General features: G+C 67.8%; 19 protein-coding genes. 7 read left to right on the top strand and 12 right to left on the bottom strand.

Translation table 11 applies throughout. The annotated features are described in order from the left end of the window. Window positions 1-236: 236 nt before the first annotated feature. Complete coding sequence (locus tag VF329_09540; GenBank protein HEX7081245.1) at window positions 237-1,790, top strand: ATP-binding protein; 1,554 nt, start codon at window positions 237-239, stop codon at window positions 1,788-1,790. Window positions 1,791-1,890: 100 nt separating this feature from the next. Here VF329_09540 and VF329_09535 read toward each other — a convergent pair whose 3' ends face one another. Both VF329_09535 and VF329_09530 read right to left on the bottom strand, forming a co-directional pair. Continuing rightward, entirely contained in the window at window positions 1,891-2,262 is a 372-nt protein-coding gene (locus tag VF329_09535) for a MarR family transcriptional regulator (protein ID HEX7081244.1), read from the bottom strand. A 267-nt stretch (window positions 2,263-2,529) separates the two neighbouring features. Beyond that, window positions 2,530-5,778, bottom strand: a complete 3,249-nt coding sequence (locus VF329_09530) for a TonB-dependent receptor (GenBank protein ID HEX7081243.1) — start codon at window positions 5,776-5,778, stop codon at window positions 2,530-2,532. A gap of 354 nt (window positions 5,779-6,132) precedes the next feature. On the opposite strand from VF329_09530, the gene VF329_09525 reads away from it, so the two are divergent. After that, on the top strand, window positions 6,133-8,373 hold the full coding sequence (locus VF329_09525) for a CHASE2 domain-containing protein (protein ID HEX7081242.1): 2,241 nt from the start codon (window positions 6,133-6,135) through the stop codon (window positions 8,371-8,373). 43 nt (window positions 8,374-8,416) lie between these two features. Here the strand turns inward: VF329_09525 and VF329_09520 are convergent, their stop codons facing one another. Next, window positions 8,417-8,641, bottom strand: coding sequence for a hypothetical protein (locus tag VF329_09520; GenBank protein HEX7081241.1), 225 nt, complete (start codon window positions 8,639-8,641; stop codon window positions 8,417-8,419). Between the two features lie 262 nt (window positions 8,642-8,903). On the opposite strand from VF329_09520, the gene VF329_09515 reads away from it, so the two are divergent. After that, a complete protein-coding gene (locus VF329_09515) occupies window positions 8,904-9,092 on the top strand; it encodes a hypothetical protein (protein ID HEX7081240.1) in 189 nt (62 codons plus the stop codon). A 33-nt stretch (window positions 9,093-9,125) separates the two neighbouring features. Here the strand turns inward: VF329_09515 and VF329_09510 are convergent, their stop codons facing one another. The 6 genes from VF329_09510 to VF329_09485 form a co-directional block, all read right to left on the bottom strand. Then, the gene (locus tag VF329_09510; GenBank protein ID HEX7081239.1) at window positions 9,126-9,866 is read right to left on the bottom strand and encodes a Crp/Fnr family transcriptional regulator; all 741 of its coding nucleotides are present in this window, start codon (window positions 9,864-9,866) and stop codon (window positions 9,126-9,128) included. A 244-nt stretch (window positions 9,867-10,110) separates the two neighbouring features. After that, a complete protein-coding gene (locus VF329_09505) occupies window positions 10,111-10,551 on the bottom strand; it encodes a hypothetical protein (protein ID HEX7081238.1) in 441 nt (146 codons plus the stop codon). Beyond that, window positions 10,538-11,551, bottom strand: a complete 1,014-nt coding sequence (locus VF329_09500) for a lipid kinase (protein ID HEX7081237.1) — start codon at window positions 11,549-11,551, stop codon at window positions 10,538-10,540. Before VF329_09500 ends, VF329_09505 begins: the two co-directional genes overlap by 14 nt. Further along, window positions 11,548-11,973: an alternative ribosome rescue aminoacyl-tRNA hydrolase ArfB gene (arfB, locus tag VF329_09495; GenBank protein HEX7081236.1), complete on the bottom strand. Its 426-nt coding sequence runs from the start codon at window positions 11,971-11,973 to the stop codon at window positions 11,548-11,550. The genes VF329_09500 and arfB overlap by 4 nt, the downstream gene beginning before the upstream one ends. Before the next feature lie 4 nt (window positions 11,974-11,977). After that, window positions 11,978-12,436: a DUF126 domain-containing protein gene (locus VF329_09490; GenBank protein HEX7081235.1), complete on the bottom strand. Its 459-nt coding sequence runs from the start codon at window positions 12,434-12,436 to the stop codon at window positions 11,978-11,980. Next, window positions 12,433-13,716, bottom strand: coding sequence for an aconitase X catalytic domain-containing protein (locus tag VF329_09485; protein HEX7081234.1), 1,284 nt, complete (start codon window positions 13,714-13,716; stop codon window positions 12,433-12,435). The genes VF329_09490 and VF329_09485 overlap by 4 nt, the downstream gene beginning before the upstream one ends. 568 nt (window positions 13,717-14,284) lie before the next feature. Between VF329_09485 and VF329_09480 the strand changes: the two genes are divergently transcribed. The 4 genes from VF329_09480 (at window position 14,285) to VF329_09465 (ending at window position 18,905) form a co-directional block, all read left to right on the top strand. After that, window positions 14,285-14,962 (top strand): glutathione S-transferase N-terminal domain-containing protein, encoded by a 678-nt coding sequence (locus VF329_09480; protein HEX7081233.1) that lies wholly within the window; start codon window positions 14,285-14,287, stop codon window positions 14,960-14,962. A gap of 11 nt (window positions 14,963-14,973) precedes the next feature. Beyond that, window positions 14,974-15,840: an amidohydrolase family protein gene (locus VF329_09475; GenBank protein ID HEX7081232.1), complete on the top strand. Its 867-nt coding sequence runs from the start codon at window positions 14,974-14,976 to the stop codon at window positions 15,838-15,840. A 100-nt stretch (window positions 15,841-15,940) separates the two neighbouring features. Continuing rightward, window positions 15,941-17,449 carry an aldehyde dehydrogenase family protein gene (locus tag VF329_09470; protein ID HEX7081231.1) on the top strand — a complete coding sequence of 503 codons (1,509 nt, stop codon included), beginning with the start codon at window positions 15,941-15,943 and terminating at the stop codon, window positions 17,447-17,449. Between the two features lie 151 nt (window positions 17,450-17,600). Then, window positions 17,601-18,905, top strand: a complete 1,305-nt coding sequence (locus tag VF329_09465; GenBank protein ID HEX7081230.1) for an amidohydrolase family protein — start codon at window positions 17,601-17,603, stop codon at window positions 18,903-18,905. A gap of 12 nt (window positions 18,906-18,917) precedes the next feature. Here VF329_09465 and VF329_09460 read toward each other — a convergent pair whose 3' ends face one another. The 3 genes from VF329_09460 to rocF all read right to left on the bottom strand — a co-directional run bounded on the left by VF329_09460 (window position 18,918) and on the right by rocF (window position 21,956). Next, entirely contained in the window at window positions 18,918-19,703 is a 786-nt protein-coding gene (locus VF329_09460; GenBank protein ID HEX7081229.1) for an SDR family oxidoreductase, read from the bottom strand. 94 nt (window positions 19,704-19,797) lie between these two features. Beyond that, window positions 19,798-21,003, bottom strand: coding sequence for an ornithine--oxo-acid transaminase (gene rocD / locus VF329_09455; GenBank protein ID HEX7081228.1), 1,206 nt, complete (start codon window positions 21,001-21,003; stop codon window positions 19,798-19,800). Beyond that, window positions 21,000-21,956 (bottom strand): arginase, encoded by a 957-nt coding sequence (gene rocF, locus VF329_09450; GenBank protein HEX7081227.1) that lies wholly within the window; start codon window positions 21,954-21,956, stop codon window positions 21,000-21,002. Before rocF ends, rocD begins: the two co-directional genes overlap by 4 nt. Window positions 21,957-21,982: the final 26 nt, after the last annotated feature.

Raw genomic sequence — 21,982 nt, 5'->3', positions numbered from 1 at the left:
TACAACATTCGTTTCTCGGATCGATCCATGCCGTTCGGAAGCGAGCGGCGCCGACGCTGATCGGTCCTATTTTTAGCTTTGCTCTTTAAGTGTGAAGCGAATCAACGGGCAACGAGCGGCTTTGTATTACGTTGCCGGGTCATGACGATGGTTGGTGATAGCGGAGCGTCTCCGGCATTCGAGCGGCGCACGGCGCTCTCGGCCGCTTGTCTCGGCGGACGGCCGCGTCGTCGCGAATGACGCTCAAGACGGGCCGGTTCGGCGTGTTGCGAGCGCTTCATGCCGAGGCGACCGGGTTGGGGTTGCTCGAGGAGAGCTCGGTGGCGGCAGCGCTTCTCGTCTCGCCCGAAGGCCGCGTGCTCGCCGCCAACCGCAGGCTCGTTACCCTGCTCCGGGCCGGATCGGCCGACGACCTGATCGGTGTGCCGATCACGGATTTGCTGGTCGAGCGGAAAAGCTGGAACCTTTGGCATCAGGCTTGTCTCGCCGGCCGGGAGCGGAACGTGACGCTCGCTTTCCGGTGCCGGGACGACGCGGAGGTTCTGCTGCGGGGCGACCTCATGCCGGCCCCCGGGGACGCTGCGGTCCGCGGATCCGTGGCCGGAGTCTTCGCCGACGTCACGGAGGAGGAGAAGCTTCGTCGGGCGATCCAGCGGAGCGCGCGCATGGAGGCGCTCGGGAGCCTCACGAGCGGGATCGCCCACGACTTCAACAATCTTCTGACGGTTCTAGTCGGCAACCTGTATCTCGCAGCAGAGGACTTGCGCGAGGACGCCAAGGCGTTCGTGAAGCTCAAGGCGGCCCGGGACGCCGCTAAGCGAGGCGCGGACCTCATTCGTCAGCTGCTTGCGTTCGCGCGCCGCGAGCCGCTCGACACGGACGTGGTCGACCCCGGAAAGATCGTGGAAGGTCTCGTGCCGCTGCTGCGCCGCGCGCTCGGCTCGAAGATCACTCTCGAGACGAAGATTCAGCACGACGCCGGACTCGCCCGCTGCAACGGTGCGCAGCTGGAAAGCGTCGTCGTCAACTTGTCGGTGAACGCCCGCGACGCGATCGAGAGCGCGGGTCGGATCGTCGTATCGGTCGAGGGCGCCGAGCTCGGTGCAAAGACCGCCGCGGTGCAAGGCTTGCCGGAAGGAGAGTACGTGAAGCTCACCGTGGCGGACGACGGCGTCGGCATACCCGCGGAGCTGCTCGATCGCGTCTTCGAGCCGTTCTTCTCGACGAAGACCGATAGCGGCGGCACGGGTCTCGGCCTCAGCATGGTGCGCTGGTTCGCGCAGCAGGCGGGCGGCAAGGTGATCATCGACAGCGCAGTCGGACAAGGGACGCGCGTAACGCTGCTGTTGCCGAAGTCCGGCGACGGCACCACGGAAACGTCCACGAAGACGATGCCGTTGTCGACGCTCGCGGGCGGCGACGAAGCCGTTCTCGTGTTTGCGCGCGACGAGAGTTTGCGCGCCATGATCAAGCAGATCCTGGAAGTCCTCGGGTACGACGTGCAGCTCAGCGAGGACGCCTCGGAAACGATCGCCGCGCTCGAGGCGAAGCCGATCGACTTGCTGCTGGTGGATGGGGCGGCACAAGCGGGTCCGGCCCGGCAGCAGCTGCTGCGGGACGCACTGGCCGCGAGGCCGAATCTCAAGGTGATCGTGACTGTGGATGCGGCCGACGCGGCGCGCGCGAAGGGCTCGAGCGCAACTACGTCGCTTCTCGGGAAACCGTTTTCGCTCGCGGACCTCGCCGGCGCCGTGCGTCGCGCGCTCGACTCGAGCCCCGGGGAGCGTTGACTCTCGTCGCGATCGACGCCGCTTCGGTTCGCCGCTTATCGCCGCGGAGGGGGAACGCGGCGCCTGTTGCGAGGAGGCCTGTACGAGGCCGCCGCGCTGCTCAGCCTGGAGCTGCGCTGTCGAGCAGGGCCGTGAGCCGCTCGAGGACGCTCGCCAGCTCCCGCATCGCGGTCAACTGCTCGGGCGTGAGCCCGTTCAGCGCTTCCGCCAGCTGCTCCAAACGCTGCTGCTGGGCTCGCCGATAGACACGGCGACCCTTCGGCGTGACGCTCACGAGCACGCCCCGGCCGTCGGCTTTGTCCTCGCGCCGCCGCACGAGCCCTTCGTCGACGAGCGCCGAGACCATCCGGGACATTGTGGCTGGACGCACCATTTCCCTGTCGGCCAGCGCCGTGACCGAGATCGGGCCCGTTCTGTCTATGACCGAGAGAGTACTGAGCCGCTCGGGCGTCATGCCGGCGGGCAGTTCCATGTGCCTCAGCTGCCGCGACAGCCTCGAGAAGCGCTCGTGGAGCAATGCAGCGATCTCTCCGGAGCGCGTATTTCCGTGTGCCTGTACCGACATGAAGCCGTTACCTCTTGTTTTTTTGTTCAAGATCGAACCTAAAGAGTTTTAGTCATACAACATTTATCCGGTACAGATCAACGAGCATCGGCGCGCTTTGTATGCCCGATCGCTGCGATCGCACTGTACCCCCCCATTGCCGCATCTCGAATCGCAGAATCTGCCCTTTTTCGATCAATAGGATAGCGTAAACCGCATCAGCACCATCCGCTCCGGGAGAATGCGCGGATTTTCGGGATCGGTATCCTGAAAGCGGAATTCCTCGTCGAAGGCATTGTAGACATTTAACGAGATCTGGCCCCGGCGCGACGGCAACCGATAGCCGAGCGACAGATCGGCGACCCAGAAGCTGTCTTCGCCGTGCTCGGTTTCGACGCCGGGGCCGGAAGCGACGGCGCTGAAGTCGCCGGACTGATCGACGAACGTGGTCGTGATTCCGGCCGTGAATCCGGAGGGGTGGAAATAGTGGACCTCGAATGGAAGGCGGTGCGTGCTCACCTTTTTCGCACCGGCGGAGAGCACGACGTCGTAGTCGAATTGCTCGTACTGATACGAGGCACCCGCGCTGATCGTCTCCGATGGAGTCCAGTACAAATACGCGCGCCGCAGCGCTTCTTCGGTGCCGAAATACTCCAATCTCGTCGTGTCGGGATCCAACACGATCAACCCGGGGCTGCTCAAGGTTCGCCTCGAAGCCTCGATGCCCCCGTAGAGGCGAGGGGAGAAGCGGTGATCGACGGCCGCGCCGTACCGCCAGGCCTCCTCGCCTTCGAGGCCGAAGAATTGCTGATTGAATCCCGCCACGTGCGTCTGCTCGAGGGTCGGCCGAATGTTGTCCCTGGAGACGAACGGACCTTGCAGCGTCCTGAACGCCGCGAGCCTTACGGCCGTGTCCGGCGACACTTGCCAAACCAGCCCCAGCTTGGGGTTCAACTTGGTTCGATCGACGAGCTGCCCGGCCACGTGATCGATCGAGACGCCAACCGTCGCGGTCAGACGCTCTCCGATCGGCACGTTTCCATAAACGTACGCCCCGAATTGCTCGAGATCGCGCTCGAGGGTCCCGGCGCCGCCGCCTTGGCCGCCGAAAACCGTGGTCGCGGTCTCGGTCTGCTCGGATAACGCGAGGCCGCCCGTGAGCTGCCAGCGGTCCAGCCGGAGGAAGTGCCGGACGTCGACCGAATAGCCCTCCCTTTCGATCGCGGCGGAGCGATCCGCCTGGAGATCCAGCGTCCCCGATACCTTTTCATGGATGAGCGCCCCGAGCAGCACCTGGCGCTCCGAAAGCCGGTGTCGGCTGCCGATTCGCACCGAATCGACGTTCTCGAATACTCTCTGCTCTTCGTCGAACGACTCCGGATCGAACAGCAGCTCGAGGTCGCCCTTCTCGATCTCGGTGGATCGAAGCTCCGTGAAGATGCTGGTCTCCGGCGCCGGCCGGAATTGGACGAGGGCGTTCGTCACGCGCTGATCGAAATCGTTGTTCGGCCGAAAGCCGTCCGTTTCGAAATCGAACCTGCCCACGCTGTACGAGACGCGATCGTGCAGCCCGGCGATCGCGACGTCCGCACCCTTCGTCCCGTTCCCGGCCCCGGTTCCCGAGATTTGATAGGAGAGACCGTTTTCTCGAATCGGGGGCCGGAACTCGGTGAAGGCCAACGCGCTCGGGCCGAGCGTGTCGAGCACGAAGAGATTGGCCTCGGCGAGCTGCGGCCGGACGGGCGTGAGGTTCAGAGGCTGCAACAGCTGGGATTGAAACAGCTCGTTGACGCGCGCGATCTCGTGTCTCGGGAGATAGGAGTAGACGTCGGCGAGGAGCCGATGGCCCGAGTAGTCAGCGGGATCCTCGGTCACCGATCGCCAACCCTCGAGCAACGCGAGCTGCTCGAAGCCGAGCGCGCGGTGCAACCGTCCGATGCCGGCGCTGCGCGCGGCGAGATCCTCGTCCACGACGAGGCGCGATCGGTAGACGCCGAGCTGGTCGTTGAGATCGATCGCCGCCTGCAGGTCGTGGAAGGCTTCGACGGGGCGATTCTCGCTCTGCTTGCGAAGCGCGTCGTAGTACCAGGCGGTCGGGTCGCGGCTTCCGAGCTCCTTCGCGAGCTGCAGCTGTGACGCGCTCAGCGTGCGGCGGCGCTCCACGTCGTAAATCTTCGCCATGTAGCTGCGGGAGAGAGCGTCGGTCGGATCGAGGATGACCGCGATCTCCATTTGCTCGCGGCCGGCCTCGAGCTCCCCTTGCCGCACGAGGACGAGGCCGAGGCCGAGACGCGGCAGGGGCGCGGCGCTGTCGAGCCTCGCAGCCTCACGGAAATGCGCCTCGGCCTCCGCGCTGCTGCCCCCGGCGAGCTCGGCGAAGCCGAGCACGGCCTCGGCGTGACCGAGGCTTCGGTCGAGCGCGAGGCCGCGCTCGGCGGCTTGCCGGGCACCCGCCTGATCGCCGGTCGCGAGCCGCATCTCGGCCACTCGAGCCCAGCCGAAAGCATGCTCCGGAGCGAGGTCGACGGCGTGCTCCGCGCTCGCGCGCGCGTCGAGAAGCTCGTAGTTCGCCTCCTCGACATAGGAGCGCGCGAGCCATCCGGCCGGCCGGGTCGGCGCGGCCGCCGTGGCCCGCGCCGCGAGCTCTGCGGCCCGCTCGACGTCGGCCTCGCCGAGGGCGATCATCGACTCCAGAGCGAACGCGTCGGCGTACTCCGGATCGATCGCACGCGCGCGCTCGAGGTCCTCGCGCGCTTCGGCCACGTCGCCCACCGAGAGTCGGCGTGCGGCGCGCAGCGTGTAGAACGCCGCGCTTTGCGCTTCGCTGCCGGTCGGCGTCTGCTCGGCGCCGGGCAGGCGGTTGCCGAGAATCGGCACGTAATACGGCGTCCAGCGAATCGCCTCGGTCGCGTCCGGTATCGGCTCGGACCGGGGGGCCTGGGCGCGGCGCGCGGTGCCTCGTTGTCCGCTCGGAACGCCGATCGACCCCTGCGAGTTGCTGAGCAGGACCTCGCCTTCGAGCACCGTGACGTCGGTTTCTCCCTCGGCGACCTCGATCACGAACTCGGTACCTTCTAGACCTGCGTTCGCGTACGGTGTGTTGAAGCGCAGCGCGCGCGGATCGCGGCTGATGACGTGGATGACGCCCTTGATCACGTCGAGCCAGGAGCCGGTGTCGTCCTGCGGCTGGGAAAACGTCAGGCTCGTATGCTCGTCGAGCCGAAGCACGGTCTTGTCCGGAAGACGGATCGCGGCGCGGCTGTAGCCCTTCACGCGCAACGAGTCGCCCATGCAGACGGTGGCGCCGCTCTCGAGCGGCTGCCAGCCGGCCGTCGTCTGCATCTCGACGGTCCCTTCGACGGCGACGAGCTCGGCATGCCATCCGTCGCAAACCCGTTCCGCACGGCTGGGAGACGCAAGGAGAGCCGCGGCGAGAAGCAGCAATCCGGGTGCCGCCCGCCGCGCAACTGAGGTACGCTCGTCGCCCTGGAACGGCATCGAATACCGGAGCTTCCCAACCGAAGCATTCGGCGAGGGACGGGCTGTCAACGGGCTTCTCTTGCTGGCTTCAAACGGGGCGTCCGGAGACGACGCCGGATCGGACGCCACGATGAACGAGCGCTCTCGACACACGGCCCCCCCGGGAATCTGCGGTCAGTCTAAGCGCGGCACCCTACGTGTCAAGCAAACGGGTCGCGACTTCGGCGCAAGACCGGCAGCGGCTTGGCGCCTCGCGCCCGCGGAGCTTCCCCGTCGGACGTGCGCGATCGGGCCCATCGGCCGGGGACGACGGGGATTATGACCGGTACGCGGCGGTCCGTCGCCCTCGTCGCCGGGGCGGCCACTGCGGTATTCGGCGTCCTCGTCAGCATGATGCCGTTCGTCCTGGAGCTCGAGGAAGCCTTCGGGCTCAGATGGCTGTTCACGGCCCGCGGGCCTCTGAAGCAGCCTGACGAGGTCGCGGTCGTCAGCTTGTCGGGCGATTCCGCGGACGCCTTCGGGTTGACGAGCGACATCGACGAGTGGCCCCGCTCGCTTCACGGCAAGCTCATCGAGCGGCTCGCGAAGGCCGGCGCCGCCGTCATCGTCTTCGACATCATCTTCGACTTGCAGAGCCGGCCGGAGGAGGATCGGCGCCTCGCGGATGCGATCTCGAAGGCCGGCAACGTGATCTTGCTCGAACGCGTTCGAAGCGAACGCATCGAACTCCCGGCGGGGCAAGGAGGTGCGATCATCGAACGCCGTGTCGGCCCGATCGAGTCGCTGCGGAAGGCGGCGTTGACCACCGCGCCGTTCACGCTCCCGGTCGTGCCGATCCGCGTCAGCCAATTCTGGACGTTCGGCCGCGGAGCGGGCGATACGGCAACCTTGCCGGCGGTGGCGCTGCATGCGTACGCATCGAGCGCTCACGACGAGCTCCTCGAGCTGCTCGTCTCCGCGCGCCCGCAACTCGCGTCTCGCCTCGCTTCCATCGATTCGAACGCGATCGACGACGTGGGACTCGCGGAGGTCATGCGCCGCATCCGCGGGATATTTCGCCTGGACCCGCTTCTCGGCGGCGACCTGCGTGCATTGATTCAGGAAGGGGAGGGGAGCGCAGGGAAAGATCACGCGCTGCTGCTTCGCGCGCTCGTCGGGCTCTACGCCGGTCGCGACAGCCGCTATCTGAATTTCTACGGGCCGGCCCGCACGATCAGGACGGTGGCGTATCACGATGCCGTGCTCGGCACGGACACCGAGAAATTGCGAGAGGCGGTGGAAGGCCGCGTGGTGTTCGTCGGCTTTTCCGAGACGCGGCAGCCCGAGCAGCAGGATGCATTCATCTCGGTCTTCTCGCAGCGCAGCGGTCAGAATCTGAGCGGCGTCGAGATCGGCGCTACGGCGTTTGCCAATCTGCTGCACGGCGAGGCGATTCGACCGTTGCCGCTTCCGGCACACTGGCTCGCGGTTGCGTGCTGGGGTATCGTCGTCGGCGCTCTTTGCGTGGCCTTGCGGAGCGTCTCGGCTCTCGCGGCCGCAGTCGTGATCGGGGCGCTGTATGCGGCGGCGGCGCATTATCTCTTTCGATCGCAGGATCTTTGGGTACCGCTCGCCGTGCCGCTCGGAGTGCAGCTGCCCGCCGCGTTGCTCGCCGGCCTCCTGCTCAACTACCGGCTGTTGAGACAGCAACGCGAGCGCATCCAGTCGGCGCTCGGCTACTACGTTCCCGCCAGAGTCGTCGACCGCCTCGCGCACGAGACGATCAGACCGCGGGCCGATCGAGAGCTCGTGTTCGGCACGTGTCTCGTCACGGATGCCGAGCAGTACACGACGCTTTCGGAGGCTCTGCACCCCGCCGAGCTCGGCGAGCTCATGGACGCGTATTACGAGGTGCTGGTGAAAGCCGTCGACCGCCACGGTGGGGTCGTGTCCGACATCGGCGGCGATTCGATGGTTGCGGTGTGGCCGGCATCGCAGAGCGTCGGGACGACGCACGCCGATGCGTGCACCGCGGCAATGGAGATGCTGCAGGCCGTCGACGCGTTCAATCGCAGCCGCGTCCGGCGCGAGCTGCCGACGCGCATCGGGCTCGACTCCGGGCAGCTGCTGCTCGGCAGCATCGGCTCGAGCGGGCGAGGCGAGTTCCGGGCGGTCGGTGACATCGTCAACACGGCCGCCCGGCTGCAAGGGCTGAACCGCTTGCTCGGTACGCGGATACTCCTGTCCGCGACCACCGCCGACGAAACCGCTGATCTCGTGCTCCGCCCGCTCGGGGATTTCCTTTTGCTCGGCAAGCGCTCGCCGGTGTCGGTTCTGGAGCTGCAAGCGGCCGCGGGCGGCGCCGAGCCCCGGCTCGCGGAGCTGAACGAAGCGTTTGCGGCGGCGTTGAAATGCTTTCGAGAGGGGCGTTGGGCGGAGGCGGAAAGCGCTTTCCGTGCGATCCTCGAGCGGTTTCCGGGCGACGGCCCGAGCCGCTTCCTGCTCGAGCAGTGCCGGGCGCTTCGCGTGCGGTATCCGGACGGACCGTGGGACGGCGTCGTGACCGTGAGCGTCAAATAGCGGCCGGCAGCGCGCGCACCCTCGAACGCGGCGAGTCGCTGATCTATTGGGTGGTGCCGCGCACGAGGGACGAGTGCAGGCGCTCCCATCTCGCCGCGCGCTCGTCGCCGTGGACGGCTCTCTCGAGATAGTCGATCAGCCCGTCGACGCCGATCGCGCATTCGAGCTTGGACTCGGGCTCCGCGTCGAGCAGGCTGCGCAGCATCCCGTGCACGCGTTGCTGCACGGGGAACGGGGCAAGGGACAGCAGCTCGACGAGTCTCAGCATGCGCTCTTGGTCTTCGCGCGGCAGCCCGGCGACGGTGCGCACGAGTTTCAGAATTTCGTCCGACGTATCCATTCCGTAGACCACGCTTCAGTTGCCCCGTCGCGCAATCAATATCAGAAGCGGCCCGTCCGTTCTGTCATGTTCCTGACACAAGGGGCGAGCTGACGAGTATTGTCACTCTCCTGACAGACGTGTGTCTCAGCGCATGCCAACCTGCACTCGCCGTCAAGGGGGCGGCGGTTCGGGAATCCGGAGTACGATAATGAAGAAAATAAGAGGAATCCTGCTGGGTGTCGCGCTGGCCTTGCCGCTGATGGCCGCGAGCGCGGCCGCGCCGACGCCGTTGATCGCCGATCAGGTGCAGACGACGAAAGCCAACGCCGGGCCGTCGAAGCAGTACAACTGCTGCTGGGTCTTCTTCATGGGCAGGCTCTACTGCTTCCCGTGCTGACACCGGCGCCCGGGCGGGCACGCCCGGTCGACGTCAAAGCTCTTTGCTCGGCGTCTTGCTGAGCTCCCTCAGCGCGGCAGGATTCGCGATGACGATCCTGCCGCGGCCGAGGGCCACCCAGCCGGCCTTGGCCCATTCGCCGAGGTGCTGGTTCACGATCTGCCGCGAGATGCCGAGGAAGTGCGCGAGATCGGCCTGCGAGATGCGCATCTCGAGCGCATCCTTCGACTCGCCGCCGGCCGGTCGGCCGTGCAGCTGGGCGAGGGTCAGCAATCGTTTCGCGAGCCGCGCGGGGCCGCTGAGAAACGCCGACTCTTCCACGAGCTCGCTCGTCCATCGCAGCCGCTCGCACAGCAGCTTCAGCAGATGAATCGCGAGCTGCGGGTCGCGCTCGAGCAGGCTGAGAAAGTCCACGCGCTTCAGCACGACGAGCGTAGTGCGCTCCAATGCCGTGGCTCCGGCGGTGCGCGGCAGCCCGTCCATGACGGCGATCTCGCCGAACGTGTCTCCGGGCTCCATGATGTTCAGGAACACCTCTCGCCCGCCGGCGCCGCTCGCGCTGATTCGAACGCGCCCGGAGGCGACGCCGTAGAGCGCGTCGCCTTCGTCGCCCTGCGAGAAAATGACCGCTCCCTTCTGATACACCTTGCGGCTCGCAAGCGCGGCGAGCCGATCGAGCGTGCGGTCGGGGAGCCCGCGGAACATGTAGTTCCGTTGCAGCACGGCGGCCGCAGTCAGCGATTCGGACCGTTTCGAAGTCGAGCCCGTGTGCATTCGTTACGATCTCGTTTCTCGTCGCCCGGTCCGGGAAGCGCGGGATCCGTTTCTCCCGTGCTCGACGCATTCGTGCGGCGCGGGGCGGGAGCGCGCCCTTTTTTGGCTTGATCTTGTACTTATTCGGGCGGTCCTGCGCTCGATATGGTACCGCGTAACCGCCGGGGCGCGTAATCCGCACGCGTTCCCGCTCCAAGTGCTCGTCATACGCGCAGAGGTTGCGGAGCGCCGGCCCCGGGGCGGATCAGAGCCGCTCGCGCAGCGCCTCGATGAACGCACCGTTGGACGCGGCGAGCGCGTCGAGCAGGCGCCGAGTCTCCGGGTCGAGAGCGAGTGACGCGGCGGCGTCGAGCGCCCGCCCGGTTTCTACGGCGGCACCGAGCAGCGATTCCACGTAGTGTGCCGTGGTCGCGCCCGGCAGCAGGATCGCGCGCACGACGGCGCCGGCCGCCTCGAGGTGGGATCGTTCCGGATCGCCCGCCTGAGGCAGATCGCCGCGTTCGCGGCGGAGCTCGGCCAGGCGCTCGAGAAGCCTCTTTTGCTCTTCGAGCCTGGCGCGGACGAGCGCCGCGAGCGCGCGATCGTCGATGCGCTCTGCGAGATCCTCGTAGAGGCCGAGCGATTCCGTGCCGGCCTTTTGCACCTCGTCGAGGCGTGCGGTCGTCTCGTCCTTAAGGAGCGTCATCGGGTACGTAGACCTCGAGCGCGCGGGGCAGGACGCGAAACGACGCCGGCGTGCGCGTGCGCGGCTCGCCGTCGGTGGCGACCGTCCTCGGTGAGCGCGTCGACAGCTCGAACGCCGACGCCCGCTCGGCCGCGATCGTTCCCTCGTTCGCGTACACGCCCCGCTTCAGCCGGATCGCGCTCGAAAGATGCTGCCACCACGGGCGCGCCAGAATCATCACGACGTCGAAGCTGCCGTCGTCGATACGCGCGCCCTCGTGGGCGGTCATGCCGCCGCCGTAGTAGCGCCCGTTCGCCACCGTCACCTGGATGACGCGGCGGCGCAGCGTCGAGGTTTCGGTCCGCACTAGGACCGAGAACGGCTCGTGGCGCCGCCAGCGCCGGAGCACGCCGATCGCGTAGGCGAGGGGGCCGAGCACGCCTTTGATTCTCGGCGTGAGCTCGCGATGCAGCCCCGTGCTGAAGCCGATGCCCGCGGCGTTCACGAAGTGCTTGCCGTTAACGACTCCGACGTCGATGCGCCGCTTCCTGTCTTGCAGGATCACGGCGGCCGCCGCGGCGGGATCGACCGGGATGCCGAGCGTCCGCGCGAGATCGTTGGCCGTGCCGAGCGGAATGATGCCGAGCGGCTTCCCGATGCGAAGCAGCACCGGGAGCACCGAGTTGATCGTGCCGTCGCCGCCGGCGACGACCACCCGTTGGACGGCGTCGCCGCAGGCCTGCTCGAGCTTCGCGGCCAGCTCGGCCGGGTCGTCTACTTCGAGCACCTCGGCCGGCCCGAGCCTGTCGGCGAGCGACTCGAGGACCGGTCCGAGATCCGCGCCGCCGGCTCGCGCCTTTCGGTTCACGACGACGACGAGCCGCGAAGGCGTGACCGACGCGCCGCTCGATGGGCCGTCACGGCCGGCTTCGGCGGCCGCGCTGCGCACTCCGGCGTTCGTCGAGACAGGCTTCACGAATCCGCGTCCAGCAAGAACCGTGCCGTACGCGGCGCCGGTCATTCGTCGTCTATTCGCCTGCGGCGCCTTTTCAGCTCGCCCTGCCGGGCCTTGTCCTCGAGCCGTTTGCGGACCGCGGCCGCGCTCGGTTTCGTCGGCTTGCGCGGCTTCGGCACGCTCAAGCCGCGCTCGAGGAGGGTCCGCAGCCGCTCGAGCGCGACCGCCTTGTTGCGCTCGAACGTGCGATGCTGCTGCGCCTTGATCACGACGACGCCGTCGGTCGTGATTCGCCGGTCGCGCAAGGCCAGGACGCGCCGTTTGCACTCGTCAGGCAGCGCACGGGAAGCAGCGACGTCGAAGCGAAGATGTGCGGCGCTCGAGACCTTGTTGACGTTTTGCCCGCCCGCGCCTTGCGCCCGAATTGCAGAGAGCTCGAGCTCCTCGTCCGGGATCACGATCTCTTGCGTGACGCGGAGGGGCGGCAGTCTCTTATCCTTCCTTGCGCTTCGCGAAGACCTCGACCGTGCCTTCGTCGCCGTTCACGCGCACCCAGTCGCCGGTCTCGATCACGTCGAGCGGATCGCGGTCGAGGTCCGTGACCGCGGGCGCGCGCATGACCACGGCGCCGAGCGCGACCTTCGTCGTCATCTCGTTGAACACCATTGCTTTCGGCGCCGTGCCTGCGAGCCGCGCCGTGTGGAACACGACCGACCAGCCCGAGGAGCCTTTCGCGCCCCGAAACACGAGGATCTTGTCCTTGAAGCTCACGCCGCGCAGCTCGTGACGCGTCTCGATGATCGTGCCCGTCATCGGATCCACGCCTCCCCAGCCCGAGATCGTCTCGCGCGTCACGAGCGCCTCGCCCTCCGCGACGCCGCCGACGACCTTGCGCCCGTGCAGCACCGCGCGAAGCTCGCGGGAGTCTCGCTCGACTCCTGCGCCGCTCACGGCGGCACTCCATCCCACCGCCCCGTCAGCGCGGCGCGGACGCAATCCTCGGTGGAGCCGAACCAGGCCTGGATACCCATCATCGCCGGCAGATAATGCACTTGCTTCGCGGAATCGAGCGCCGCGACTTTCGTGCCCGGCGGCAGCGCGCGGCCAATCGCGGAGCAGGTGTCCGTCAGGACCCGACCGCCGGCGTCATGAATCACCTTCGTGTAGCCGGCCTCGTCCGCCTGCCGGCGCACTGAACGCGACGTGAAGATCCAGAGCCGGCAGCTTTCGCTGATTCGCCGTCCGTCGAGGAGATGGCAGACCTCGCGGATCTGCTCGAGAGCCGCGTGCGGGCAGCCGAGCATCACGTAGTCGACGTCCGGGTCGCGGGCATTGGCGTTCAGCGTCTCGTAGGTGCGGCGACGTTCCGCGGCACCGTAGCGAAAGACGTCCACCGGCCGGTTCGAGCCGAACGCGGCCTCCTTCGTCGGCGCGTCGGGCGTGATGCCGGCGAGGTGGTACATCTCGACACCGCCGGATGAGGCGGCTGCGGCCCCGAAGTGCTTGTGTCGGATGACATCGGGCGGCGACGAGAGGCCGGTGACGACCGGGATCCGCTCCTGCACGACGTCGCCGACGAAGTACCCGAGCATGCCCCAATCCATGACGCTCGCAACCTCGACCTCGACGTCGATGCGATGAGTTCCCAAGCGGCAAGCGTCGACATGCAGGCCGCAGTACGGGATCTTTCCGGTCAGCATCGCGGCGCTCGTGCTTTCGCGGCCCTCGGTATTCGTGCGTGCGCCGAGCACGGAGTTGCAGTAGACGACGGCCGAGGATTCCATCCACGCGCAGTGCTCGCCGCGCTTCGGCACGTTGCCGGCGAGATAGGGCGTGCAGGTCTTCAGGATCTCGATGCCGCGCTCCGCGGCAAGACGCTCGCCGTCCCGGCTGAGCTCGGCCGCTTCCCGCGACGCGCCGAGCAGCGCCCACTGCTCGGGGTCGTAGCCGCCCTGAAGATGGCATGCGTGGGTCGTGATCCTCGGCACGTCGACGACCTCGTCGCTGTCGAGGTCGAACAGCGAGAAGATTGCATCTGGCCCGCCGCGCGCCCCGAAACGGTCGCGGAGGAACAGGTTCGGCTGGCCGGGCACGCCGGCGACGTTCGTCACGTCGACGAAACGATCGGCGCCGAGCGCTTCGGCATAGCGGACGAGAAGCTGCATCGCCTTCTGCCGCGCCTTGCCCTCGCGGCCGTCCAGCATGGCTTTCTCGTCGTCGGTGAGGTGCATTTCAGTCTCCGGCGTTCCCGGCAGCATCACGTGGTGCCGCCCGGGCGCGCGCGTAGGTTACCGCCTGGGCGCCAGGCTGACAAAAGGCGCGCGGCGGCCTGCGAGCACCGCGCGTCTCGTCGCCTGAGACCGCCGCGTACGACCGGGCGTCAATCGAAGAGCGGTCGCCCTGAGGCCGCCGCGTAGGCCGGGTCTCGACGTGTGCCTTTGCGAGGCACGCCGGAAGTGCATCCCTGCGGCTCGTCTGCGGCCGTCCTGGCCGCCGACGGCCTCGCAAAGGCACACGTCGAGATCCGGCCACCTTCAGCGTTCGCGCGGCTTGGACCCGGCCACCTTCAGCGTTCGCGCGGCTTGGACCCGGCCACCTTCGCCGTTCGCGCGGCTTCGACCCGGCCCCTTTCGGCGTTCGCGCGGCTTCGAGGCGCGTGAACGACGAATACGCGGCTGTAGCCGATAGCCGCTGTATAGGTATTTGCGGGACGCGACACTAAGCTATACGGATGCGGCCGCCGCGTGCCGGCGGCATCTTCATGACGACGAAACGGACGACGACGAAACGGAGCTCGCGATGATCGAACTTTTCACGGCCTCGACGCCGAACGGGTGGAAGGCGTCCATCACGCTCGAGGAGCTCGGCCTCGAGTACACGGTGCGCCCGATCGCGCTCGACAAGAAGGAGCAGAAGGAGCCGTGGTACCTGCGGCTGAATCCGAACGGCCGCATTCCGACGATCGTCGACCACGACAACGGCGACTTCGCCGTGTTCGAGTCGGGCGCGATCATGATCTATTTGGCCGAGAAGGCCGGCCGGCTGCTGCCGACCGACGTGAAGGGCCGGTCTCTCGTGATCCAGTGGCTCATGTTCCAGATGGGCGGTATCGGGCCGATGATGGGGCAGGCGAACGTCTTCTACCGTTATGCGCCGCAGAAGATTCCGTACGCGATCGAGCGTTACCAGCGCGAAGTGCGGCGCCTCTTCGAGGTCCTCGACGGCCGGCTGGCCGAGCACGAGTACCTCGCCGGCGACTACTCGATCGCCGACATCGCGAACTGGTCTTGGGTGCGCGGATACAAGTGGTCCGGTGTCTCGATCGACGGCCTCGAGCACCTCGCGCGATGGCTCGACGCGATCGGCGAGCGCCCGGCCGTGCAGCGCGGGCTCGCGGTGCCGGAGTACCGCGATTTCGATGAGATGCTGCGCAATGCGGAGGAGGCGGCGTCGAAAGTTCAAGGCATTCTCGCGTGAGCGCGGCGGCGATCGACGTCGATGCGCTCGCGGCGATCGACGTGCACGCCCACGTCGAGGCCTCGGTGCGCGCGCCGGCGGATACGGCGGCGCGGGCGTTCCAGGAAGCCGCGCAGCGGTACTTCAAGCACGATCATCCGCGGCCGACGATTCCGGAGATCGCCGCGTACTATCGCGAGCGCCGCATGGCCTGCGTCGTGTTCTCTGTCGACGGGGAGCGCGCGCGGGGGTTGCGGCCGGTGCCGAACGAGGAGGTCGCCGAGCTTGCGGCCGAGCATTCCGACGTGCTGATCCCGTTCGCGAGCATCGATCCGGGGCGCGGCGCCGAGGGCGTGCGCGAAGCGCGCCGGCTGATCGAGCATTACGGCGTGCGCGGATTCAAGTTCCACCCGCAGTTCCAGGAGTTCTTTCCGAACGACCGGGCGGCCTATCCGCTGTACGAGGTCATCGCGGAAGCGCGTCTGCCGGCGCTGTTCCACACCGGCCACTCGGGGATGGGAACGGGCATGCCGGGCGGGGGCGGAATCAGGCTCAAATACGGCAACCCGATGCAAATCGACGACGTCGCGGTCGACTTCCCGGACATGCCGATCATCCTGGCTCATCCGTCGTGGCCGTGGCAGGACGAGGCGCTGTCGATTTGCCTGCACAAGCCGCAGGTTTACATCGACCTTTCCGGCTGGTCGCCGAAATACTTTCCGCCGCAACTCGTGCATTACGCGAACACGCTGCTGAAGCGCAAAGTGCTGTTCGGCTCGGACTACCCGCTGATCACGCCGGACCGCTGGCTCGCGGACTTCGAGCAGGCGGGCTTCCGTCCCGACGTGCGCCCGCTGATTTTGAAGGAGAACGCGGCCGCGCTCCTGAAGCTCCGCTGACGGTGCAAGACCTGCGCTTCGCCGATCGACCCGACGCGGTTGCGCGGTGCGGGCCGCGGATGCAAAGTTCGAGGTGAAATTCGCAGACCAGGGAGACGCCATGAGCGTTGCGATTGCGGCCCAGCCGGCGCCTTCGCCGGCCGTCAGGGCGTTCTTGAAGCAGCCGCCGCGGCTCCTGATCGGCGGCGAGTGGGTGGGGCCGGCATCGTCGGCCGTCGTGCCCGTCTACGATCCGGCCACCGGCGAGCAGATCGCGACGGTCGCGGACTCGAGCGCCGCGGACGTCGATCGCGCCGTCGCCGCGGCACGACGCGCGTTCGAGGCCGGGCCGTGGCGGGACTTGCTCCCGTCGCATCGGGAGGCGTTGCTCTGGAAGCTTTCCGATCTGATCGATCGGCACGCGGAGGAGCTCGCCGAGCTCGAGAGCCTCGACAATGGCAAGACCAAGCGGATGGCGAGCATCGTCGACATCCCGGGCAGCCGCGACTACTTCCGCTACATGGCCGGCTGGGCGACGAAGATCGAGGGATCGACGATCGACGTCTCGGTCGGCGGCCGGCGCGGCGGCAAATTCCAGGCGTGCACGCTGCGCGAGCCGGTCGGCGTAGTCGCGCAGATCATCCCGTGGAACTTCCCGCTCGCGATGGCCGCGTGGAAGCTCGCACCGGCGCTCGCGGCAGGCTGCACCTGCGTGCTGAAGCCGGCCGAGCAGACCCCGCTCACGGCGCTGCGGCTCGGGGAGCTGATCCTCGAGGCCGGTTTTCCGCCGGGCGTCGTGAACATCGTCACCGGTTACGGCGAGACGACGGGCGCCGCGCTCGTCGCGCATCCCGGCGTGGACAAGATCGCGTTCACCGGCTCGACCGAGGTCGGCAAGCAGATCAACATCGCTGCCACGGCCACGCTGAAGCGCGTGTCGCTCGAGCTCGGCGGCAAGTCGCCGGTGATCGTGCTGCCGGACACGGATCCGCAGACCGCGATCGGCGGCGCTTCGCAGGCGATCTTTTTCAACGCCGGGCAGGTGTGCGCGGCGGGATCCCGGCTTTACGTGCATCGCAAGCTGTTCGACCGCGTCGTGGAAGGCATCGGGGAAGCCGCAAACGGCATCAAGCTCGGTCCGGGCCTCGACGAAAGCACGGAGATGGGGCCGCTCGTCTCGCGCGAGCAGCAGCAGCGCGTGCTCGATTACATCGAGTCCGGGCGCGCATCCGGCGTCTCGGTGATCGCCGGCGGCGATCGGCTGGAGCATCCGGGCTACTTCGTGAAGCCGACCGTGTTGGCGGACGTCCGGCCGGACATGAAGGTCGTTCAGGAAGAGATTTTCGGCCCGGTGCTCGTCGCGCAGCGCTTCGACGACCTGGACGAGGTCGCGGCGCTCGCGAACGACACGCCGTACGGTTTGAGCGCGAGCATCTGGTCGAACGACTTGACGGCCGTGCACCGTCTCGTGCCGAAGATCAAGGCGGGCACCGTGTGGATCAACTGCCATGGCCCGGTGGATCCGAACATGCCGTTCGGCGGTTACAAGCAATCCGGGATCGGCCGCGAGCACGGCCGGGTCGGAATCGAGATGTACACGGAGCTGAAGAGCGTCTGCATGGCGCTGTGAGCCGACGCGTGACACGACGCGGGCAAGGCTTTGCGCTCGACGCGCTCGCCATTCACTGTCCTAAAACAGCCGCGCGAGCTGAAAGCGCCGCGCGAGCGCTTCGCGGCGACGCCTTCGATCCCGGGAAGGCCGCGGCCGCGGTGGGATGGCCGTGAGCGCGAACGAGCTTCTGGTCCGCCGCGCGTTCGTGATGACGATGGATCCGGCGCTCGGCGACTTGCCCGACGCCGACGTCCACGTGCGCGACGGCGCGATCGCGGCCGTCGGCCGGGACCTCCGGGCCCCGGACGCCGAGATCATCGACGGCCGCGAGATGATTGCGCTGCCCGGGCTCGTCGACACGCACTGGCACGTGTGGACGACGCTCCTGCGCAGCATGGCCGGGGACCGCCCCGAGCACGGCTACTTTCCGACGTCACGCGGCATCGGCGTGTTCTACACCCCGACGGACGTCTACCGCGCGACTCGTCTCGCGGCGGCCGAGGCGATCGACTCCGGCATCACGCATATCCACGACTGGTGCCACAACGTCCGCAGCCCCGCCCACGCCGAGGCGAGCCTTGCCGCGCTCGCGGAGTCCGGGATACGCGCGCGGTTCGGCTATGGGTGGCCGACGGCGAAGCAGGGATCGGGGCTGATCGATCTCGACGATCTCGAGCGACTCGCGCGCGGCTGGCCGGACTACTCGGCCGGCGGCCGTCTCACGCTCGGCCTCGCATGGCCCGGCCCGGCGGCGGGCAAGGTGGAAGCCGCAGCGGAGCGCGAGCTGCGCAAGGCGCGCGAGCTCGGGCTTCCGGCATCCGTGCACGCGAACGCCTCGCAGGCGGCCGCGGGCGGCATTGCCGCGCTCGCGCGTAGCGGCCTGCTGGCGCCCGACCTGCAGATCATCCATGCGATCTGGACGACGGAGGAGGAGGTCGAGGCGCTCGCCGCGAGCGGTGCGGCGGTCAGCGTCTCGCCGTTCACGGAGCTGCGGATCGGCTTCGGCATTCCGACGACGCTGAAGCTTCTCGCCGCCGGCGTGAAGCTCGGGCTGTCCGTCGATACGCCGGCGCTGTCCGGCAACGCCGATCCGTTCGCGATCATGAAGGCCGTGCAGAATCTCGCGAACGGGCAGGCCGGCGACGAGCGCGCGCTTCCGGCGCGCCGCGTTCTCGCGCTCGGTACGCTCGAAGGCGCGCGGTCGATCGGCATGGATCACGCAATCGGTTCGCTGACTCCCGGAAAGCGTGCGGACATGATCCTGCTGGACACGCGCCGCCCGAATCTCGCCGTGCTGACGGATGCGGCGCACCTCGTCGTCGAGGCCGTCCATCCGGGGAACGTCGACACCGTGATCGTCGACGGCCGCGTGTTGAAGCGGGCGGGCCGGCTCACGACGCTCGACGTCGAGACGATCGTCGCCGAGGCCCGCGAATCGAACCGCGCGCTGCGCGAGCGCGCCGGCTGGTGGTGAGCGCCCGCGGGTTCAAATGTACTTGTTGAAGCCGCCGTCGACCTCGACGGTCGTGCCGGTCATGTAGCCGTTGCGCTCCGAGACGAGAAACGCGGCCACGTTGCCGATCTCCTCGGGCTCGGCCCATCGGCCGAGCAGCGTCTGAGCCGCGATGCCGGCGCGCACCTGATCGGCCGAGGTTCCGCGCACCTTGGCCATCGCTTCCGCGCGCGGACCCCAGGACTCGGTGTTCGTGAAGCCCGGGCAAATGTTGTTGACCGTGATGCCCGCCGCGCCGAGATCGCCGGCCATCAGCTTCGAGAACGCGATGATCCCCGCGTTCGGGATCGTCGTCGTCCACGAGCCCGGCAAGAGCTGCTTGCCGGTCACGCCCGACACGTTGAGGATGCGCGGCGAGCGCCCCTTCTTCAGATGCGGCAGCGCGTGTTTCGTCGTGTAAACGGCTGCCATCAGATTCACGTTCAGCGCGACGGACCACTGCTCGGGGGACAGGGTCTCGAGAGTCCCCGGGATCATGCCGCCGACGTTGTTCACCAGAATGTCGAGGCCGCCGAGGCCTTCCGCGGCGCCCTCCGCGAATCGGCGGCAGCCTGCTTCGGTCGCGAGATCGGCGACGATGCCGATCGCCTTCACTCCGAGCGCCTCGAGCTCGGCCACGGCACGGTCCAGCCGCTCCTGCCCGCGCGCGGACAGCGCGACGTTGCAGCCCTCCTTCGCGAGCGCCGTCGCGATGGCGAAGCCGATGCCTTGGCTCGACCCGGTGATCGCCGCATTCTTGCCCTTCAGTCCGAGATCCATCCGATGCTCCTCCTCCCCCGACAATGAAAAAGGTGTCAGACACGATTTTTCAGGAAATCGTGTCTGACACCTTTTTTGGTTCACACCTTTTTCGTCACCGCAGCACGAAGCGCAGCTGCTCGACGAGCCAGTCGAGCTGACTGCGCTCGACGATCAGAGGCGGCGCAAGGCGGATCACCTGCTCGTGCGTGTCCTTGCACAGCACGCCGCGCTCGAGCAGCCTTTCGGCGACCTCGCGCGCCGTGCCCGATCCGCGAGCGATCTCGACGCCGACCAGCAGGCCGCGCCCGCGGATCGACGCGACGTGCGGCGACGACCGAAGCGTCTCGAGCCGCTCGAACAGATACGCGCCGAGCTCGGCGGCGCGCGCCGGCAGCCGTGAATCGATGATGACCTCGAGCGCGGCTTCGCCGACCGCCGCCGCGAGCGGATTCCCGCCGAACGTGCTGCCGTGCTCGCCGGGTCTGAAGAGCCCCATGATCTGCGCCGATGCGAGCACGGCCGAGACCGGATAGACGCCGCCGCCGAGCGCCTTGCCGACGACGAGCAGGTCGGGCTTCGCGTACGCCTCGTGCTGGTAGTCGAAAAGCTTCCCGGTCCGTCCGAGCCCGGTCTGAATTTCGTCGAGAACCAGCAACACGTTGTGCCGGCGGCAGAGGTCGCGCACGGCCGTGAGGTACCCCGCCGGCGGCACGATGATGCCCGCTTCGGCCTGAATCGGCTCGACGATGAAGGCCACCGTGCTCGGCTTGATCGCATCCGCAAGCGCATCCGCGTCGCCGTACTCGATCGTCGTGAAGCCCGGCCCGAACGGGCCGAAGTCCTCGCGATAATGCGGCTCTGACGAGAAGCCGACGATCGTCGTCGTGCGTCCGTGGAAGTTGTTGCGGCAGACGATGATATCCGCTTCGTTCCGCGGCACGCCCTTGACGCGGTAGCCCCACTTGCGCGCGAGCTTGATCGCGGTCTCGACCGCCTCCGCGCCGGTGTTCATCGGCAGCGCCATGTCCATCTCGGCGGCCGCGCAGAGCTTTTCGAGGAACGGCCCGAGGCGGTCGTTGTGCACGGCCCGCGACGTGAGCGTGAGCCGGCCGGCTTGCGTCAGCAGCGCCTGCAGAATGCGCGGATGCCGGTGACCCTGGTTCAGCGACGAGTACGCGCTGATGCAGTCGAGATATTTGCGTCCCTCGACGTCCCATGCCCACACGCCTTCGGCGCGGGTAATGACGACCGGAAGCGGCGCGTAGTTGCGCGCGCTGACGCGCTCCGTCTGCGCGATGATCTGCTCGGTTCGTTTCACAGCGTGTATTTCGTGGCCGGCCCGCCGGTGCGCGCGAGAATCTGCTCCCCGAACAGGCTCTCCACGAGCTCGACGGCGAGCTCCGCCGTGCGGTTGCGATCGTCGAATGCGGGGTTCAGCTCCATGATGTCGAGCGAGCGCAGCAGGCCCGAGTCGTGAATCATCTCCATGCAGAGCTGCGCCTCGCGGTAGGTCGGCCCGCCCGGAACCGTCGTCGGGACGCCGGGCGCGATCGCGGGATCGAGGAAGTCCACGTCGAACGAGACGTGCAGATGCCCGCCGCGCCGGCCGAGATAGTCGAGCGAACGCTCCACCGCCGTGCGCATCGTGATCTCATCGATGAGGCGCATGTCGTAAACGATCATGCCGCTCTCGACGACGAGCTTCTTCTCGATCTCGTCGACCGAGCGGATGCCGATCTGCACGATGCGCTCCGGCGCGACGATCGGCACGTCGGGCCCGAGATCGGTGAGCTCCGGCGGACCGTGGCCCGTGAGAATTCCGGCCGGCATGCCGTGGAGATTGCCCGTCGGGGAGGAGCTCGCGACGTTGAAGTCGGAATGCGCGTCGAGCCACAGCACCGTCGGCACGATTCCGCGCTCGCGGCAATGACGCGCGACGGCCGCGATCGAGCCGACGGCCAGGCTGTGGTCGCCGCCCATCAGAATCGGAAAGTCGCCGTCCCGGAGCGCGCCGTAAACGGCGTCGTGCACGGCTCGGCACCACGCACTGACCTCGGGGAGGTGCCGGTAGCCGTCGACACGCGCCGCCTCCGGGTTGATCGGTCCGGTCACGTTGCCCCGATCGACCACGGTGCGGCGCAGCCGCTCGAGCGACTGCTTCAAGCCCGCGACGCGCAGCGCCTCGGGTCCCATGGACGCGCCGCGCCGTCCTGCGCCGACGTCGGTCGGCGCACCGATCAGCGAGACGCGTTGTCCGAGCGCTTCAGACATGCACGTCGAAATGCGGAGCCCTCGCC

It is taken from the genome of Gammaproteobacteria bacterium (assembly GCA_036381015.1).
In the GTDB taxonomy this organism is placed as follows: Bacteria; Pseudomonadota; Gammaproteobacteria; order Steroidobacterales; family Rariloculaceae; genus ZC4RG20.
Note: the sequence above shows the minus strand (reverse complement) of the source record. Positions and strands in the feature narration are given on the sequence as shown.